Source organism: Haloferula sp. A504, from assembly GCF_044385805.1.
Lineage (GTDB): Bacteria > Verrucomicrobiota > Verrucomicrobiia > Verrucomicrobiales > Akkermansiaceae > Haloferula.
Genome location: NZ_JBISBU010000038.1, coordinates 1 through 16470, shown reverse-complemented (window position 1 = coordinate 16470; position 16470 = coordinate 1). Strand labels below are relative to the sequence as shown.

Sequence of the window (16470 nt, the reverse complement as noted above, 5' to 3'; positions counted from 1 at the left end):
GAAGCGCCCCCCACGCCCTTTGTCCTGCCACTTGGATTGACACCCCCTTCCATTTCATGCATGGTTCATGCATGGCTACGAAGACGATCAGTCTGGAGCTGGACGCCTACGAGAAACTGAAGGCGGCCAAGCGGAAGGGGGAATCCTTCTCCTCGGTGGTCCGTCGTGCCCGGCTGTCGGAGCCGCCGCCAACCTTTGCTGATTTGCGCAAGCACATGCAGCAGGGCGGCAGCGGCGTGGATGCGAAGGTGCTCGATGAGATCGAGGCCGCCGCCGCAAACGACACGATCCCCGACAATCCATGGGGCTGATCCTCGACACCTGCTTCGTCATTGAACTGGAGAGGCGGATCAAGCGCAACGATCCGCAGTTCCTCGACGACTTCGCGGCCCGGTTCCCGGACGAATCCCTGTTCGTGAATTTTGCCGTCGTCGGCGAACTCGCCTGCGGGAATTTCGCGGACGGGCTGAGCGGATGGCGACGCCTCTGTTCGCCCTTTCCCGTGCTTCCCTGGAGTCCCGAGATCAGCTGGGAGTACGGATGCCTCTACCGGGACTTGGCCGCCGACGGCAATCTAATCGGCACAAACGATCTGTGGATTGCCGCGACCGCCCGCGTCCACGGGTATGGCGTGGTGACCCACAACGAACGGGAGTTCGGGCGCGTCCCGGATCTGAAGGTCGTGCCTTTCTAACAGTCATTAGCGATGACTTGAAGGGGCCCCCGGATGCCCCGACCTTACCCGCGTCTCATGAGCGACTGCTGCAGCGGAAAAAACCCCGAGCCCAAGAAGCCCTGCTGTGGCGGGGGGAAGGAAGAGGCGTCGTCGCCCTCTTGCTGTGGCGGCGGGGGTGACCCGCCGAAGGAGGGCGACTCCTGCTGCGGGGGTCGCGGCAAGGTCGACTGGCTGCTGTGGGGATCCCTGTCGCTGGTCGCCGCCGGCATCGCCGGGCATTTCATCGGAGCGGGCCCCGGGTGGTGGCAGACCTTCGCCCACGGCTCGTGGGAGCTGATGACCAAGGCGTGGTGGGGCATCCTCATCGGGATCGTGGCGGTCGGCGTGCTCGGCCAGGTGCCGAAGGAGGTGGTCTCGAGGCTGCTCGGGCGCGGCGGGACCATCGGCGGCATCGTCCGCGCCACCTTCGCCGGCACGCTGCTCGACCTGTGCAACCACGGCATCCTGATGGTCGGCATGCAGCTCTATCGCAAGGGCGCGTCGCTCGGGCAGGTCATCGCCTTCCTCGTCTCGAGCCCGTGGAACTCGCTGTCGCTCACACTCATCCTGATCGGCCTGATCGGCCTGAAATGGACGCTCGCCTTCATCGCGCTGTCGATGGTCATCGGCATCATCAGCGGGCGGATCGCCGACTTCCTGGTGAAACGGGGCGCGCTTCCGGCCAACCGCCACACCGTCGAGGTCGATGCGGACTACCGCCTGCGCGACGGTCTGCGCGAGGTGGGGAAAAACATCCGCCCCGGCGGCGGCAACCTGGGCCGGATGGTGCGCGGTGGCCTCAGCGAGTCGCGCATGATCCTGCGCTGGATCTTCTTCGGCTTCGCCATGGCGGCGGCGGTCCGCGCCTTCGTTCCGACCGAGGTCTTCAACCAGTACTTCGGCCCCAGCCTGCTCGGCCTGCTGCTCACGCTGGTCGCGACCAGCGTGATCGAGGTCTGCTCGGAGGGATCGAGCCCGATCGCCGCCGATCTGCTCAACCGCGCCGGGGCCCCGGGCAACGCCTTCACTTTCCTGATGGCCGGCGCGGCCACCGACTACACCGAGATCATGGCGCTGAAGGAGACGACGAAGTCGTGGAAGGCCACCTTCGCCCTGCCGCTCATCACCACTCCCCAGGTGCTGGTGATTTCGTGGCTGCTGAATCAGTCATGAACCCGGTGGATGTCGATGCGGGTTCTCCCCGTGGACGAAGCGAAGGGAGCATCGTCGAAGGTCTCAAGGTCCAAGGTCGCATGTCCTCCGGTTGGGAAGCCCCGAAGCCAGCAAACCGCGTAGCTCGATCAGACTTTCGACCTTCAGACCGGCTCAACGCCGCTTCCTCATCTCCTCGATGCTGATCGCGCCCGGTGGGACCCAGCCTTCCTTGTCGCGCTGGCGCTTGATCTTCCAAGCCTCGTTGTTGACACGAACCTGCTCCTCGGAACGCCCGTCGAGCAGCCAGTTCGGATCGCGCTCGTGGGACTCCTTGAAGATCGCCCCGGCGCGCTCGACCAGATCCGTCCGCTCACTGGCGAGGTTCTTCGATTCGCCGGAATCCTTGGCGAGGTCGTAGATCTCGATCGGCTTGCCGAGTCCGGGCATGACCGCCTTCCAATCGCCCCAGCGGGCGGCCCTTCCGAAGTTGCGCGACTCGTGCAGCTCCCAGTAGAAATATTCCCGGTCCGGTGCCTCGCCGCCCTCGAGGAAGGAAACCAGCGAATGACCATCGGTGCGGTACCCTTCGGGCGGCGTCACGCCACTGAACTCGACGAAGGTGGGCATCAGGTCCCAGAAGGCCCACGGACCTTCCGCCACGCGGCCGGCCGGCACCGTGCCGGGCCACCAGGCGAGCGCCGCCTGGCGCAGCGCGCCCTCGTACATGCCGCGCTTGAAGCCGCGCAGTCCGTTGCGGGTCTGCTTGAAGAGCTTCCCGATCTCCGAATCCGGCGCGAAGGACGAGCCATTGTCGCCGGAGAAGACGATCAGCGTGTTCCGGTCGACGCCGAGTTCGCGCAGCGTGTCGACCAGCTCGCCGACGTCGGAATCGACCCGCGTGACCTGGGCGGCGTAGGCCTTCTGCGTGTCGGTCCACGGCTTGTCCTTGTAGATCCCGAAGTCGTCGATCTCGTGGCGTCCATGCGGCAGGGTGATGGCATAGAAAAGGAAGAAGGGCTTCTTCCCGTTGGCCTTGAGCCAGTGGATCATGTCCTCCTGGATGAGGTCCTGGGCGTAGGTCTCGCCGACGTTGCGGCCGTTGTTCCCCGGCAGCGCGACCGGCTGGTCGTCGGCATAGAGGTAGGTGGGAAAGTAGGAATGCGCGTGGCGCTGACAGTTGTAGCCGAAGAAGCGGTCGAAGCCCTGCTTGAGCGGGCTGCCGGTCGTGTCGAAGAAGCCCATCCCCCACTTGCCGAAAACCCCGGTGGCGTAGCCGGCCGACTTCGCCACCTCGCCGAGGGTGACGGTTTCCGCAGGCAGGGGCAGCTGCCCCTCGGGCGGGACCTCGAAGTTGCCCCGGATCGGGCAATGTCCGGCGTGAAGGCCGGTCATGAACGACGCCCTGCTCGGCGCGCACACGGTGGTGCCGCAGTAGCCCTGCAGGTAGCGGGTGCCCTGCGCGGCGAGTTCGTCGAGGCGGGGCGTCTGGATGAGTTCCTGGCCATAACAGCCGAGGTCGCCCTGGGCGACGTCATCACTGAGGATGAAGATGAAATTCGGCGGAGCCGCCGCGGCGATGCCGGAAGCCAGAATCAGGAGGGCGAGAGCAAGCATTCGCATGTCCCAAGCTCACGCCCTGGGCCCGGCCCCGTCAACCCCGGGCTCCTCCCCGTCACTCGTCCTCCGGAAACTCCAGCTCGGACAGCTTCAGCGAATGCTCGAGAAGCTTCTCGCCCGCGGCGTCGATCACCGCGAGCCCGACCACGCCTTTTCCCCAGTCGATTTCCGTCAAGGGCGCGCGGGTCGATGACCTCAACCGATCCGGTCCGGCGGGTCCGGCACCTCGGGTTGCCAGGGGTGCAGGAAATGGTGATGCCCGTGCCAGTCCGGCAGGTAGTAGGCGCCCGCAGCCACCGAGCCCACATAGAGCAGGGGCGCGAGCAGCAGGGAAACGCCGAAGGTCGCCGGGCCGAGCAGCAGTGCGATGAAGACAATGAGGACGTTGCCGCCGAAGAGCAGTCCGAATCCGGACGCGTAGTGGTGCTTGTAGAGGTGGCCTGCACCGGGGATGACGCTCAGGAAGAGCGCGAACTTGTCGCGATCGACCGACCGCCAGGCTTGTAGCAATTCGTTCATGACGAGTTGAGGGTTGATTCCAACTGTCATGATCCCACTCGAAGTGAAAAATGGCAAGTTCGCAGCGCGAGGAAGCGGAAAACCACCGCTCCCCTCCTTCGCGGATTGGCAAGGCGGACAAATCCTGCAATTTCCACGGGCATGGAACGCGTCAAGACCGCCATCGTCGGCGCCAGCGGCTACACCGGGCAGGAGCTGCTGCGGCTGCTGTTGCTCCACCCGCAGGTCGAACTCGTCGCCGCCACCTCGCGGCAGGAATCCGGCCGCTCGCTGGCCGACGTCTTCCCGCGCTATCGGGGCCTTCCCGGCAGCGAGCTTGCCTTCATCGCCCCGGATCCCGAGGCGATTGCCGCGACCGGGGCGAAGGCCGCCTTCCTCGCCCTGCCCCACGGCGTCGCCGCCGAGATCGCCCGGGCGCTGCTCGAACGGGGACTCAAGGTGATCGACCTGAGCGCCGACTTCCGCCTCAGCGACCCGCAGGTCTATGCCGAGTTCTACGGTCACGATCATCCGGCGCCCGACCTCCTGGCCGAGGCCGTCTATGGCTTGCCGGAAATCCGGGCTGACGAGATCGCGGCGACCCGGCTGATCGCCTCGCCCGGATGCTATCCGACCAGCATCCTGCTGCCGCTGATTCCCCTGCTGAAGAAGGGCCTCGTCGATCCCGCGACCATCGTTGCCAACTCGATGAGCGGCGTCAGTGGCGCGGGACGCAAGGAGGCCATTCCCCTGCTCTTCTGTGAGTGCAACGAAAGCGCCCGCGCCTACGGCATCCCCAAGCACCGGCACCTGTCGGAGATCGAGCAGGAACTCTCGCGGGCGGCGGGCGACGCGGTGCGGATCACCTTCATCCCCCACCTGATCCCGGTGAATGCCGGCATCGCCACCACGACCACCGCCACCCTCGCCGACGGAGTCGCGCCGGAGGCCGTTGGCGAAGCACTCGAGGAGGCCTATGCCGGGGCGGACTTCGTGCGTCTGTTAGGAAGGGGTGGCTGCGCCGACACCAAGCACGTGACCCGCACCAACTTCATCGACATCGGCTGGGAGCACGACCCGCGGACCGGCCGCATCCTGCTGATGAGTGCCGAGGACAACCTGGGCAAGGGGGCGGGCTCGCAGGCGGTCCAGTCCTTCAATCTTGCGTTCGGGCTTGAGCCGACCGCCGGTCTCCGCTTGGTATAGGTTCCTCACCCGCCGACGCGCCACCCATGGACTTTCCCATCATCCGGATCAAAGGCGGCGTCGGCGCACCCCGCGGGTTCCGGACGTCGGCGGTGTCGTGCGGGATCAAGAACCCCGAGGCGACGCGACTCGACCTGGCGCTCATCCATTCCGACGAGCCCGGCACCTCGGCCGGCACCTTCACCACCAACCGCGTCAAGGCGGCCCCGGTGAAGGTGACCCAGGCCCACCTGCGGCGCGGGGACCTCCGCGCGATCGTCGCCAACTCCGGCAATGCCAACGCCTGCACCGGCATGCAGGGAATCCACGACGCGCGCGCCATGTCCAAGGCCATCGCCGGGCGCCTCGATCTCAAGCAGAGCGAGGTCGGTGTCTGCTCCACCGGCGTGATCGGCCTGCCGATGCCGATGGCCCGGATCGAACCGAAGTTCGACAGCCTGGTGGAGGGCCTGGCGAGAAAACAGGGGGAAGACGTCGCCCGCGCCATCATGACCAGCGACACCCGGCCCAAGGAGCTGGCGATTTCCTTCGACCTCGGTGGCAAGCGCGTGCGCATCGGCGGCTGCGTGAAGGGTGCCGGCATGATCTGCCCGAGCATGGCGACCATGCTCGCCTTTTTCACCACCGACGTCCCGATGTCCAAGGACACCCTCCAGCGGGCGGTGCTCGAGGCGGTCGAGGAAAGCTTCAACCGCATCACCATCGACGGCGACATGAGCACCAACGACACCGTGCTGGTGCTCTCGAATGCCGCGTCGGGAATCCGCCCGCTGCGGCGCAACGGGCCGCGCTGCCGTCAGTTCCGCAAGGCGCTCAAGTGGCTGATGAACGAACTCGCGATGGAACTCGTCCGCGACGGAGAACGGGTGACGAAGTTCGTCACGGTCACGGTGAAGGGCGCCCGCACCTACCTCGATGCCAAGAAGGTCGCCGAAGCCGTTTGCAAGTCGGCGCTGGTCAAATCCTCATGGAATGGCGGCGACCCGAACTGGGGCCGGGTGATCCATGCCATCGGCTACTCGCGCGCGCGGATCCGCGAGGAGCTGATCGACATCCTCTACGACGGCAAACCGGCCTGCTGCGGCGGCTTGCAGGCGGACACGCCGATGGACGGGCTGCGCGAGATCGTCGCCAAGCCGGAGTTCCAGATCGAGATCCACCTCAACCAGGGCAAGGCCGACTACCACATGTACAGCAGCGACCTCTCGCCGGAGTACATCGATTTCAACCGCTCCGAGTACGCCTACTGGAAACAGGCCCGCAAGGACGGGCTGGCGTAGGCGGACCGCCGATCTCCGAATCGGCATGGAAACGCTCCGGAATGGACCGAGAGATGTCGCCCAACCAATGATGGCGCGTCGGGGATGCCGGCCTGATTGAGGAGCGAAGCCGATTCGGAGATCGGCGGTCCTCCGCACTTGCCACACCCCCGCTTTGCTTCGCAAAGTCCCGGCATGACGACGCATGAAGACGCGGCCGAACAGCTGCGGGCGATCCGTACGATGATGGAGCGGGCAACGATTTTCCGGGCGCTTTCCGGGGAGGCGGCGCTGTTCGGCGGGGCCGCTTCGCTGGCCGCCGGGTGGGTGTCGGAGTCGCGCTCGGGCTGGGCCTGGGGCAGCGTGTGGCTGGTCGGGCTGGCGGTCGTGGTCGGTTTCGGCATCTGGCAGCTCTTCCGCACCGCTTCATCCAAGGGCAAGCAGGTTTGGTCGCACGGCCTGCAGGTGGCCCTGCGCGGGGCGCTGCCCTCGCTGATCGCCGGCGGCTTTCTCGGGCTCCTCTACCTGAAGTACGGCAAGGGTGGTAGCGAGATCCTCGCCGCCTCGATCTGGATTCTCCACTACGGCCTCGCGCTGCTGGCGATCCGCGAGTTCGCGCCCAAGTCGATGACCTGGCTGGGCATCGCCTTCCTCCTCACCGGCATCGCCAGCTTCTCGGCGCTGACCTTCATCCAGACCGCCACCCCCCTGCTCGCCCGGCTCGGGCCGTCCGGCCTGATGGCGGCCACCTTCGGGGGCTTCCATTTGCTCTACGGCGCCGCCATCGTCACCACCACCCGCCACGGGGACGGATGATCGACTTCTCCAAGCTGGACAAAACCATCCACGAGAAAGGCAGGCTCGGCATCATGACCCTGCTCGCCTCGCGCGTGGATGCGTGGCCGTTCCAGGAGCTCAAGGGCGAGCTCGAGATGAGCGACGGCAACCTGATCACCCACCTGCGCACGCTCGAGAAGGCCGGCTACGTCGGCTCGACGAAAATCACCGGCGAAGGCCGGCCGCAAACCCTTTACGAATTGAGCGCCAGCGGGCGAAAGGCCTTCGAAGACTACCTCGCCCTGCTCGAGCAGATCCTCGACCTCGGCAAATAGCTTCATTTCGGGCTTGTCCCTCTTTACTTTGTTCTGCAAAGTTTAGTCACGCCGGCAGCAACGCCGGTTCTTTTCGGACTATTTACTTTGCAAAACAAAGCGATGATTTCGACGACGACGAGGAAGATTTGCCGGGCGGCGGTGCTCGGGATGAGTCAGGAGGCGCGGGATGCCACGAGCGTGCTCGAGAGGCGTCTGGGTGCCGGGCCGCTGATGCTGTTGGGCGCGCCCGGACCGCACCGCGCACTTCTGGACCGGGCCCGCCGCCACGGTGCCTTGGAGGGAAACCCGGCGGACGCCACCTCTCCCACCACGCGGGTGGTGATCCCGATGGACGGGATCTCGCCCGGGCAACGCCGGGCGTGGAAGGCCGGCGGTTACGAGCTGATCGACCTGACCCTGCCGGCGGTGAAGCGCCTGCACGCGATGAAGGCGCTGCTGCGCTCCGAAGGCCGGAGGATTGTCGTCGCCGGCTTTCGCGACGACCCGGAGTGCCAGGCGCTCGCAGGCGAGGGGGTGACCATCGTCGAGGACGTGGACGGCGTCGCGCGGCTGCCCTTCGCGCCACGAACCGCCCTGCTCAGCCAGACCACCCTCGGCCACCGCCGCTTCACCGCGATCGAGGCGGCGCTGCGGCGTCGGCATCCGGACAGTCAGGTGGTGGCCATGGACACCCGCTGTCCCGCCCTGCTCCGCCGCGAGAAGGCGCTGGTTCCGCTGGCACGCCACTGCGAGCTGATCGTCGTCCTCGCGGCAGCCGCGGACCGATCCGGTCAGGCACTCTACGAAGCCGCCCGCTGCCTCGGGGTGCCGGCGCTGCGCATCCACGATCCCGCCGCGACGCCCGGGTTCGGCGACGCCCGGCGGATCGGGCTGACCGCCGGCCTGCACACGCCGATGGACGAAGTGGATGCCTTCGCCCGCCGCTTCGCCTGAGCAGGCTGGTCGGCGCACCGGCTTTGTGGCAGAACGCCCGCGATGAAACCCATCGCCGCCTGCCTTCTCGCCCTGATCTCCGCCTCCCCGGTCCTGGCCGAGCCCCTTTCGCAGGCCGATCGGCAGGCCTTGATCGAGGCCCTCGACGCGCTCAAGAACGCGGCTTCCGACCACGCCACCACCCGCCTCGGCAGCGCGGCGAGCGCCTTCCAGGCCGGGGTCGCCAGCGCCGATGCCGCCACCGAGCTCTACCTCCGCTGCGTCGAGAAGGTCGACTTCGAGGAGCGCGACCGGAAATCCTCGGAGTTCCGCGAGTGGAAAAAACGCAACAAGAGCCGGCTCGACGACGACGGCCACGGGCTCGCCCTGCGCCATCAGTTGCAGTGGACCGTGCTGACGATGAAGGCCGCCAGCGACCCGGCCGGGGCCCCGAAGCTCGCCCCGAAGGTCCTCGATGCCCTGGAGGCGATCTTCCGCACACCAGAGGAACTTCGCGGCCACGTGGGCATCCTCTCCCAGTCGGTCGACTCGACGGTCTTCGCCCGTGCCTACGGCCTCACCGGCTACAAGGTCGAGGGCTGGCCGATGTCGCCGCTGCAGGGAGGGAACGGAAACATCCGCGTCGATGGCGCGTTCCAGCAACTCATCTTCCCCGCCTGCCGTGCGGCCGGCGATGCGGACGCCCTGCGCGCGGCATGGAAGCGCCGCATCCACTTCGAGGAAGTCGCCAGGGGATTCTGGTCGAAGGATTCCACCGAAGAGGGCGAGAGCCTCGAGCGTGACAAGTTCCTCGCCGAAACCCGGCCCGGACTGGAGTGGGACATGGAAGAAGAGCTGTTCAAGGCCGGAGACGAGAAGCGGGCGGCCGTCGCCCTGCTCAAACATCTCGAGAACCACATCCAGCACAGCCAGGCCCGGGACTGGGAGGCCCGCTTCCGCCAGCTCATCGCTCCCCGGGAATCGGAGAGCACCGAATCGGACGGCATGTAATTTCCCCTTCAGGGGGAACGACGTACGACACTCGGCGTACTTGTCAGGCGAGGCGGGCGTGGGCGGCCTGCTCCAGCTCGGCGAGCTGGTCGCGCTGCGGTGCGGCGCCACGGGCCATGTCGGGCTTGCCGCCGCCCTTGCCGCCGGCCATCGCCGCCAGTTCGCGCAGCAGGTCGCCGGCCTTGAGGCCACGACCCAGTGCCGCCTCGCCACAGTAGGCACCGAGGTGCAGCTTCGATCCGTCGTCGACAATCAGGAAGGCCCCCTCGGCGAACTGCTTCTTCTTGAGCCCGTTGAGAAGCTCCTGCAACAGCGAGGCGTCGGACTCGATCGAATTCACGATCGGGCCGCCTTCCTCGATCAGCAGCGCCAGCGCGGCGTCGGCCTGCTTGGCCGCCGCCGAGGCCTGGAGCTTCTTCACGCGTTTCCCGGCCTCGATGCCCGCCTCGCGCACTTCCTCGAGCTTGCGCCGGACCATGCCGAAGGTGTCGTTGATCTGTTGGATGTCGCCACCCCCGGTGAGCATGGCGGCCATGATGCGCGGCATGTCGCCGACCTGCACGGGTTCCTCGCCGAGCTCGTCGAGCCTGGCATTCGCCGCGGCGAGCTTCTCTTCGAGCATCTCGCCCTCGCGGTTGAACTCGTCGGCCAGTTCCCGCAGGTGCTCCCACGCCCGCTCGCCGCAGACCGCCTCGATCCGGCGCACGCCGGAGGCGATCGCACCCTCGCTCTTGATCTTGAACAGGCCGATCTCGCCGGTGCGCTTCACGTGGGTGCCGCCGCAAAGCTCCATCGAGTAGCCGTCGAGCTTCCCGGGCGTGCCGCCGATTTGTACGACGCGCACCGTATCTCCATACTTGTCGCCGAAGAACTGGGTGATGTCGGCACGATCGCGGATGTCGGCGTGCGGGACTTCGATCCACGACACCGGCTCGTCGGCCGCGATGTGCCCGTTGACCTGCGCCTCGATCGCCTCGATCTGTTCGGCGGTGACCGCCGCGCTGTTGAAGTCGAAGCGCAGGCGTTCCTCGTCGACCGCCGATCCCTGCTGGGCGGCATCGGGCGACACCACCTCGTGCAGGCCCCAGTGAAGCAGGTGGGTCGCGGTGTGATGGGCCTCGATCGGTCGGCGGCGTTTGGCATCGACCCGCAGTTTCACGGTGTCGCCGGCCTTCACGTCGGCCTCGGCCGGGATGGCGTGCGCGCGGGCGCGACCGATCTGCTGGACGGCGCTGACATCATGAGCGAGCGCGTCCTTCACCAGAATCCCCGAATCGCTGACCTGGCCACCCATCTCGGCGTAGAACGGGGTCTTGTCGGTGATGACGAAAAGCGCGTCTTCCTGCGGGTGAACCTCCAGCACCAGGACATCGGCCTCGTCCGACTCGAAGCCGGTGAACTCGGTGATCGCCTCGGTCGAGATGTCGAGGGCGCGGACCACGGAGCTTTTCTGGGCGGCACGCGCGCGCTCGCGCTGTTCCTCCATGAGTTCCTCGAAGCGCTGCATGTTGACCTTCATGCCGCGGTCGGCGCACAGCAGCTCGGTCAGGTCGATCGGAAAGCCGAAGGTGTCGTAGAGTTCAAAGGCGACCTCGCCGGAAAGCGTGCCGTCCTTGACGTCGGGCAAGGCGTCCTCGAAGCGCTTGAGCCCCCGGTCGAGCGTCTCGTTGAAACTCGCCTCCTCGCGCTCGAGCGTCACGCGCACCGCGGCCTCGCGCTCCTTCAACTCGGGGAAGACGTCGCCGAGCTGCTCGGCCAGCGTCGACACCAGCGCACCGAAGAAGGGTTTCTCCCCGGAAAAACCGAGCTGGCGGCCGTAGCGGACCGCCCGGCGCAAGATACGGCGCAGGACGTAGTTGCGGCCGTTGTTGCCGGGCATGATGCCGTCGGCGATCGAGCAGCACAGCGTGCGCAGGTGGTCGGCGATCACGCGGAAGGCGATCGCTTCCTTCATCTCCTCGGAGAAGGTCGAGCGATCGGCGCCGGGCTCGGGGTAGATGTTGACGTAGGTCTTGCCGCTCAGCTCCTCGAGCTTGCGGAAGAGCGGCGTGAAGACGTCGGTCGCGTAGTTGCTCGGCTTGATCGAGAAATCGGTGAAGCCCTTCGTGTTCTGAATGATCGAGCAGGCGCGCTCGAAGCCCATGCCGGTGTCGATGTGCCTGGCCGGCAGGTCGCGGAAGCTGCCGTCGGCCTCGGCGTTGTACTGGATGAAGACGAGGTTCCAGATCTCGATGCACAGGTCCGAGTCCTGGTTGACCAACTGCCCCTTGCTGTCGCCCCCGGGCGTGAGGTCGACGTGGAGCTCCGAGCAGGGACCGCAGGGACCGGTCTCGCCCATCATCCAGAAGTTGTCCTTCACGTTGCCGTCGACGATGTGGACGCGCGGGTCGAGGCCCTCGGCTTCGAAGAGTGCCGCCCAGAAATTCCAGGCCTCCTGGTCGAACTCGCCGGGATCGCCCTTGGCCTTGTCGGGTCGATAGACCGTCGCGTAGAGCCGGCCGGCCGGCACGCCCCAGCGCTGGACGATCAGCTCCCACGCCCACTCGATCGCCTCCTTCTTGAAGTAGTCGCCGAAGGACCAGTTCCCCAGCATCTCGAAGAAGGTGTGGTGGTAGGTGTCGTAGCCGACGTCCTCGAGGTCGTTGTGCTTCCCGCCGGCGCGGATGCATTTCTGCGTGTCGGCGATCCGGGCCGGTTGGTGCGGGCATTTCTCGGTGCCGAGGAAGTAGGGCACGAAGGGATTCATCCCCGCATTGGTGAAAAGCAGACCCGGCGACTGCGGCAGCAGCGGCGCCGAGGGCACGATGGTGTGCTGCTTCTCGCGGAAGAAGTCGAAGAAGGATTGCCGGATTTCGGAGGCGGTCATGGGAAGTCGTTGACGGCGAAGGGGCGGGAACTTGGAAAAAACGCGCCACGGAGTAAAGCGCCGCCTCCTGCGGAATCCCGCCGGAGCCCGAGCAGATCATGGCCGAGACCGACGAGGCCAGCGACGCGATCACCCGCTTGACCCGGGCCTTCATGAAAATCGGTCACCCCGACGGATTCTCAAACCACACGACCTGCAGGCCGCGTTCGTCGGTGGTGAAGATGTCGAGGTCGCCGTCCTGATCGACATCGTAGAGGGAGACATCATCGAACTTCCCACCCCGGGCGATGGTTTCAATCGTCCAATGGCCCTCCGCGATTTCCCCGTCGTGCCGGAGGATGGAAATCGCCGCGAATTCGTGGCTCACGACCACTTCCATCCTTCCGTCAAGGTCCAGGTCGCCGGCGGCGATGCCCTTGTTGCGCGGGTTTGGAAGCTCGATCTCGATCGCCTCCCACTCGCGGCCACGACGATCCCGGCCCCGGAAAATGCAGAGCTTCCTGGCTTTTCCCATCCGGGGCGCGATCACGTCGAGAAATCCGTCCTTGTCCAGGTCCACCGCGGTCACGAAGCCCGTCGACTCCGGCTCGCCGATGGGATGCACCGACCAGGCCTGCCGCCGGGCTTGGGAATCCCCCGGATTTTCCAGCCATTTCACGCCGGGGTGCTGGTCGCGAATGCCGAGCAGGAGGTCCTTGTCTCCATCGCCATCCATGTCCACCGCCTCCAGCCCCATCGTCCAGCCGCCCTGATCGCTGATCTCGTGCCGGGTCCAGCCGGCGAGCCGGCGGGCGTCCGCCGGAGCCTCGAACCAGACGACCGCACTCCCCTTTCCCGCCGCAACCAGGTCGAGCCCATGTCTGCCGTCCAGTTGCACGGGGATGCTGAACATCCACCGCTGCCGGCCCGTGGCCGCCGGCAGGGCCTCGGTCGTCCATGCGGCCGCGTCCAGGTAGGCGTCCCCGGATCGCGGCGCCCAATGGATGTAGAGCCTCTTGTTTTCGGAGGCGCTGACGACGTCCACCGCCCCGTCGCCGTCGAGATCTCCGAAGACCGCATCCTCGACGGGGCCCGTCCTGCCAACGACCACCTTCGGCCACGGTTTCGCGGCCTGCTCCGCTCCGGGATGAAGGTAAACCCGCGACTCTCCGGCTTCCTCCCATCCCGAGGCCACATCCCACAAGCCGTCGCCGTTCACATCGGCAAATCGAACGCCGTCCGCGCCCCGGCCCTCGCGATCGATCGAGTGCGCCTGCCATTCCTCGGCCATGGCCACAGCAACGAGGAAGATCAGCGGAAACCTGGAGATCATGGCAGTCACCAATAGGCAGGATCGTTCAACGGGGGCACGCAGGTGCACCTTCCCGACAAGGCCGCGAGCGGCGTCGCGGAAAGCGACTGCCCCAGCCAGCCCTCGGGTTGAGAGAGCGCGAAGGGCGGCACGACGACCTCAGGATCGATGGGGTCGAAGCCGACCTTTCCGTAGAAGCGCGGATCGCCGTAGGTCACGGCAAACTCCACTCCTTCCGCCTTGAGCGCCTTGAGCCCATGATGGATCAACCGCTGTCCGATGCCCTGGCCTTGATGGCCGGAATGCACCGCCACAGGCCCCAGTAGAAAGGCCTGAACGCCGGACGCAAACGTCAGCCTGCTGAAGAAGATGGCCGCCACAAGCGATCCGCCGTTCTCGATGACAAACCCGGAAAGATCGCCAGCGCTCGTCTCATCCATCAGCTTCCTCGCCAGCCTTCCGACCATCCGCCCTTCCTCCTCACTGTCGAATTCGGTGAAGACGCGGGTGAAGAGCGACTCGAGCGCGGGTCCCTCATCCGGTTTGTGGCCTCTGATCGTCACTGCAGCTTCCTTCCCATGGTTGTCATTCCCCTTCATTTTCCTGTTAGGTAGTGGTGTTCTGGTCTTCCTCGATGGGGTTCCCCTTGCCCGAACTTCCAAAAAGCCTTGAAAACAATCCGGGGTAGGCGAAATGAAGCATGACGAGAAATATGATGCCGGGAAACGCCACGCAGACCAGCACCGATGAAACGACGTAATTCCATCCAAGAATCCTGAGGGATAGAAGGAAATCGACCGATGCCTGAAAGAGCCTATCGGAGAATGCGGAAAAGTCGGGGATGAGAAGAAGGACCACCGCAACCACCGTCAGGTAAACGATTCTCAGAACCACGGACTTGATGATCTTGTCCGCGAGGAAAACGTAAACAAACGGCAGAACGATGTAGTAAACGATGATGTTGACCTCGTTGTAACTGAAGCCGGTCAACTCCGAGATCAACTTCAAGAGCGCGTAAACAATCTGGAAGATAAGATCCATTCTTCAACAAGGCTGCCGCCCTTGGTGCGCGGCGTCAAACTGTCGGCGCGTTTCCCGGCGCTGAGAGAGCATTCCAAGCGGGAACTCCATCCGATCGGAACTCGACGCAGGCCGGTTCAGGCCGTAGCTCTCTGACCCATGATTCCGAAACGGTTTCCCTGCATCGCCCTCCTTGCCGTTCTGCTGTTCCCCGTGGCTCGGGCCGGGGACTTCCAGCCGCTGTTCAATGACGATCTTTCGAACGCCGATTTTCCCGAGGGAATCTGGAGTCGTGACGAGGAAGGGGTGATCACCGCCAGCGAGGACCGCATCATCTGGTCGAAGGCGGACTACCAGAACTTCATCCTGCGGCTTGAGTTCAAGAACGGCGAGGGGACCAACAGCGGGGTCTTCGTCCATGCCAGCAACACCGAGGCCTGGGTCACCGACTCGGTCGAGATCCAGATCGCGGACGACTTCGCCGACCAGTGGGCCAACAAGGATCGCAGCTGGCAGTGCGGCGCCTTCTTCGGGCGCCAGGGCGCGCATGTGCGGGCGGTCAAGAAGCCCGGCGAATGGAACCAGATGGTGATCGTCTGCTCGGGTCCCATGGTCACCGTCCACCTGAACGGCAAGCGCGTGAACACCTTCGACCTGCGCGACTTCACCAGCGCGCAAACCAACCCCGACGGCAGCAATGTGCCGAAGTGGCTGAGCAAGCCTCCGGCAAGTCTGCCACGAAAGGGCAGGATCGGCTTCCAAGGGAAGCACGGCGGCGCTCCCATCTACCTTCGCAACATCGAGGTGATGCCCTTGTAGGGCGGGACCGGGAAACACGGCTTGGGTCGCCACTCACTCCCCGCCCAGGATCTCCCCCAGTTTCGCCGCGTCCTCCGGGGAAAGCTCGAGACGGTTCCACGGTTCCTCGCGGGCGAGGGCGACGGAAAGCATCGGCGGCGCGAGCTGATCATCGGCCGCGCCGCGGAGGGCCTCGATGGTGGCGGTCGGGTCGAGGCGGTTGAGCGGCAGCATGCTGTAGCCGGCACCGATGTCGACGCCGTCGCTTTCGCGGATCTCGAAGTGCAGGTGCGCGGGGTAGTAGCCGTTGGCGGTGCCGACCGTGCCGATGCGGTCGCCGCGGGCCACCGTCGCGCCCACCGCGACGTCGATGCGGTGGAGGTGCGCATACATCGTGTGCAGCTCGCGACCGTCCGGCGCGTGATGACCGAGCACCACGATCTTTCCCCAGCCCTCGGACGGCTCGGCCGCGTAAAGCACGATCCCGTCGGCACTGGCGAAGACCGGATCGCCGAGGTCGGTGTTCATCCCGCCGATGCCGTTGAGGTCGTCGCCGACATGGTGACCGCCGCGCTTGTCATTCATCTCCCAGAAGGGCTGGGCGTTGTAGGTCAGTCCGCCGTGCTCGGATCCCATGGGCGAATCGAAGCGCACGGCCCGCGGCAGCGACACCCGCTCCCAGGCGCTGAGCTGGTGGAGGCGGTGGCGAGGCTTGCCGTCCTCCGGCAGGAACAAGGGGGCGTCAGCGGTCTGATAATTCGCCAGTGACTCGACCGCGGGCAGGGAATGCACCGGACCCCGCAGCATCACAAACACCAGCATCCCGCCGGCCACGAGGAACAGGACCACGGTGATGGGGTTGAAGAGCTTCATGGGGGGGGGGTCGGAGTTCAGAGTTCAGAGTTCAGAGTTCAGAGTTTAGAGTTTAGAGTTTAGAGTTTGGAGTTTGGAGATCGGGGTCTAACACTAATGAGTGATCTACCATCTACCATCTACCATCTACCATC

At 65.7% G+C, this 16470-nt stretch carries 17 protein-coding genes; 10 read left to right on the top strand and 7 right to left on the bottom strand.

The features are described 5' to 3' along the window. The first annotated feature begins 71 nt into the window (after positions 1 to 71). Genes ACG2LG_RS16110 through ACG2LG_RS16100 form a run of 3 tightly spaced genes read left to right on the top strand, consistent with a single transcriptional unit; the run spans position 72 to position 1888 of the window. Positions 72 to 311, top strand: a complete 240-nt coding sequence (locus ACG2LG_RS16110) for an antitoxin VapB family protein (RefSeq protein WP_396260677.1) — start codon at positions 72 to 74, stop codon at positions 309 to 311. Next, on the top strand, positions 302 to 694 hold the full coding sequence (locus ACG2LG_RS16105; RefSeq protein ID WP_396260676.1) for a type II toxin-antitoxin system VapC family toxin: 393 nt from the start codon (positions 302 to 304) through the stop codon (positions 692 to 694). Before ACG2LG_RS16110 ends, ACG2LG_RS16105 begins: the two co-directional genes overlap by 10 nt. Before the next feature lie 57 nt (positions 695 to 751). Next, entirely contained in the window at positions 752 to 1888 is a 1137-nt protein-coding gene (locus ACG2LG_RS16100) for a permease (protein ID WP_396260675.1), read from the top strand. A 153-nt stretch (positions 1889 to 2041) separates the two neighbouring features. Here ACG2LG_RS16100 and ACG2LG_RS16095 read toward each other — a convergent pair whose 3' ends face one another. Then, positions 2042 to 3490, bottom strand: a complete 1449-nt coding sequence (locus ACG2LG_RS16095; RefSeq protein WP_396260674.1) for an arylsulfatase — start codon at positions 3488 to 3490, stop codon at positions 2042 to 2044. A gap of 192 nt (positions 3491 to 3682) precedes the next feature. Continuing rightward, the gene (locus ACG2LG_RS16090) at positions 3683 to 4006 is read right to left on the bottom strand and encodes a hypothetical protein (protein WP_396260673.1); all 324 of its coding nucleotides are present in this window, start codon (positions 4004 to 4006) and stop codon (positions 3683 to 3685) included. A gap of 141 nt (positions 4007 to 4147) precedes the next feature. Here ACG2LG_RS16090 and argC point away from each other — a divergent pair, with 141 nt between their 5' ends. From argC to ACG2LG_RS16060, 6 genes are all read left to right on the top strand, one after another. Then, entirely contained in the window at positions 4148 to 5191 is a 1044-nt protein-coding gene (argC, locus tag ACG2LG_RS16085) for an N-acetyl-gamma-glutamyl-phosphate reductase (RefSeq protein WP_396260671.1), read from the top strand. A gap of 26 nt (positions 5192 to 5217) precedes the next feature. Further along, a complete protein-coding gene (gene argJ, locus ACG2LG_RS16080; protein WP_396260669.1) occupies positions 5218 to 6471 on the top strand; it encodes a bifunctional glutamate N-acetyltransferase/amino-acid acetyltransferase ArgJ in 1254 nt (417 codons plus the stop codon). Positions 6472 to 6645: 174 nt separating this feature from the next. Next, a complete protein-coding gene (locus ACG2LG_RS16075; protein WP_396260668.1) occupies positions 6646 to 7266 on the top strand; it encodes a hypothetical protein in 621 nt (206 codons plus the stop codon). Then, entirely contained in the window at positions 7263 to 7562 is a 300-nt protein-coding gene (locus ACG2LG_RS16070; RefSeq protein WP_396260666.1) for a transcriptional regulator, read from the top strand. Before ACG2LG_RS16075 ends, ACG2LG_RS16070 begins: the two co-directional genes overlap by 4 nt. Positions 7563 to 7664: 102 nt before the next feature. Continuing rightward, on the top strand, positions 7665 to 8498 hold the full coding sequence (locus ACG2LG_RS16065) for a hypothetical protein (protein WP_396260664.1): 834 nt from the start codon (positions 7665 to 7667) through the stop codon (positions 8496 to 8498). A gap of 42 nt (positions 8499 to 8540) precedes the next feature. Further along, positions 8541 to 9488, top strand: coding sequence for a hypothetical protein (locus tag ACG2LG_RS16060; protein WP_396260663.1), 948 nt, complete (start codon positions 8541 to 8543; stop codon positions 9486 to 9488). Positions 9489 to 9531: 43 nt separating this feature from the next. On the opposite strand, the gene alaS is transcribed toward ACG2LG_RS16060, so the two are convergent. The 4 genes from alaS to ACG2LG_RS16040 form a co-directional block, all read right to left on the bottom strand. Then, complete coding sequence (gene alaS / locus ACG2LG_RS16055; RefSeq protein WP_396260661.1) at positions 9532 to 12354, bottom strand: alanine--tRNA ligase; 2823 nt, start codon at positions 12352 to 12354, stop codon at positions 9532 to 9534. A 163-nt stretch (positions 12355 to 12517) separates the two neighbouring features. Beyond that, complete coding sequence (locus tag ACG2LG_RS16050) at positions 12518 to 13666, bottom strand: FG-GAP repeat domain-containing protein (RefSeq protein WP_396260659.1); 1149 nt, start codon at positions 13664 to 13666, stop codon at positions 12518 to 12520. A 5-nt stretch (positions 13667 to 13671) separates the two neighbouring features. Then, entirely contained in the window at positions 13672 to 14208 is a 537-nt protein-coding gene (locus ACG2LG_RS16045; protein WP_396260657.1) for a GNAT family N-acetyltransferase, read from the bottom strand. A 43-nt stretch (positions 14209 to 14251) separates the two neighbouring features. Next, positions 14252 to 14686, bottom strand: a complete 435-nt coding sequence (locus ACG2LG_RS16040; protein WP_396260655.1) for a hypothetical protein — start codon at positions 14684 to 14686, stop codon at positions 14252 to 14254. 138 nt (positions 14687 to 14824) lie between these two features. Between ACG2LG_RS16040 and ACG2LG_RS16035 the strand changes: the two genes are divergently transcribed. After that, on the top strand, positions 14825 to 15484 hold the full coding sequence (locus tag ACG2LG_RS16035; protein WP_396260653.1) for a DUF1080 domain-containing protein: 660 nt from the start codon (positions 14825 to 14827) through the stop codon (positions 15482 to 15484). Between the two features lie 33 nt (positions 15485 to 15517). On the opposite strand, the gene ACG2LG_RS16030 is transcribed toward ACG2LG_RS16035, so the two are convergent. Next, positions 15518 to 16336 carry a M23 family metallopeptidase gene (locus ACG2LG_RS16030; RefSeq protein WP_396260651.1) on the bottom strand — a complete coding sequence of 273 codons (819 nt, stop codon included), beginning with the start codon at positions 16334 to 16336 and terminating at the stop codon, positions 15518 to 15520. Between the last annotated feature and the right edge of the window lie 134 nt (positions 16337 to 16470).

Coding starts and splice junctions, on each gene's coding strand:
- alaS (WP_396260661.1), bottom strand. CDS start 12,354: ATGACCGCCTCCGAAATCCGGCAATCCTTCTTCGACTTCTTCCGCGAG.
- ACG2LG_RS16075 (WP_396260668.1), top strand. CDS start 6,646: ATGACGACGCATGAAGACGCGGCCGAACAGCTGCGGGCGATCCGTACG.
- ACG2LG_RS16090 (WP_396260673.1), bottom strand. CDS start 4,006: ATGAACGAATTGCTACAAGCCTGGCGGTCGGTCGATCGCGACAAGTTC.
- argJ (WP_396260669.1), top strand. CDS start 5,218: ATGGACTTTCCCATCATCCGGATCAAAGGCGGCGTCGGCGCACCCCGC.
- ACG2LG_RS16030 (WP_396260651.1), bottom strand. CDS start 16,336: ATGAAGCTCTTCAACCCCATCACCGTGGTCCTGTTCCTCGTGGCCGGC.
- ACG2LG_RS16105 (WP_396260676.1), top strand. CDS start 302: ATGGGGCTGATCCTCGACACCTGCTTCGTCATTGAACTGGAGAGGCGG.
- ACG2LG_RS16035 (WP_396260653.1), top strand. CDS start 14,825: ATGATTCCGAAACGGTTTCCCTGCATCGCCCTCCTTGCCGTTCTGCTG.
- ACG2LG_RS16060 (WP_396260663.1), top strand. CDS start 8,541: ATGAAACCCATCGCCGCCTGCCTTCTCGCCCTGATCTCCGCCTCCCCG.
- ACG2LG_RS16065 (WP_396260664.1), top strand. CDS start 7,665: ATGATTTCGACGACGACGAGGAAGATTTGCCGGGCGGCGGTGCTCGGG.
- ACG2LG_RS16070 (WP_396260666.1), top strand. CDS start 7,263: ATGATCGACTTCTCCAAGCTGGACAAAACCATCCACGAGAAAGGCAGG.
- ACG2LG_RS16050 (WP_396260659.1), bottom strand. CDS start 13,666: ATGATCTCCAGGTTTCCGCTGATCTTCCTCGTTGCTGTGGCCATGGCC.
- ACG2LG_RS16100 (WP_396260675.1), top strand. CDS start 752: ATGAGCGACTGCTGCAGCGGAAAAAACCCCGAGCCCAAGAAGCCCTGC.
- argC (WP_396260671.1), top strand. CDS start 4,148: ATGGAACGCGTCAAGACCGCCATCGTCGGCGCCAGCGGCTACACCGGG.
- ACG2LG_RS16110 (WP_396260677.1), top strand. CDS start 72: ATGGCTACGAAGACGATCAGTCTGGAGCTGGACGCCTACGAGAAACTG.
- ACG2LG_RS16040 (WP_396260655.1), bottom strand. CDS start 14,686: ATGGATCTTATCTTCCAGATTGTTTACGCGCTCTTGAAGTTGATCTCG.
- ACG2LG_RS16095 (WP_396260674.1), bottom strand. CDS start 3,490: ATGCGAATGCTTGCTCTCGCCCTCCTGATTCTGGCTTCCGGCATCGCC.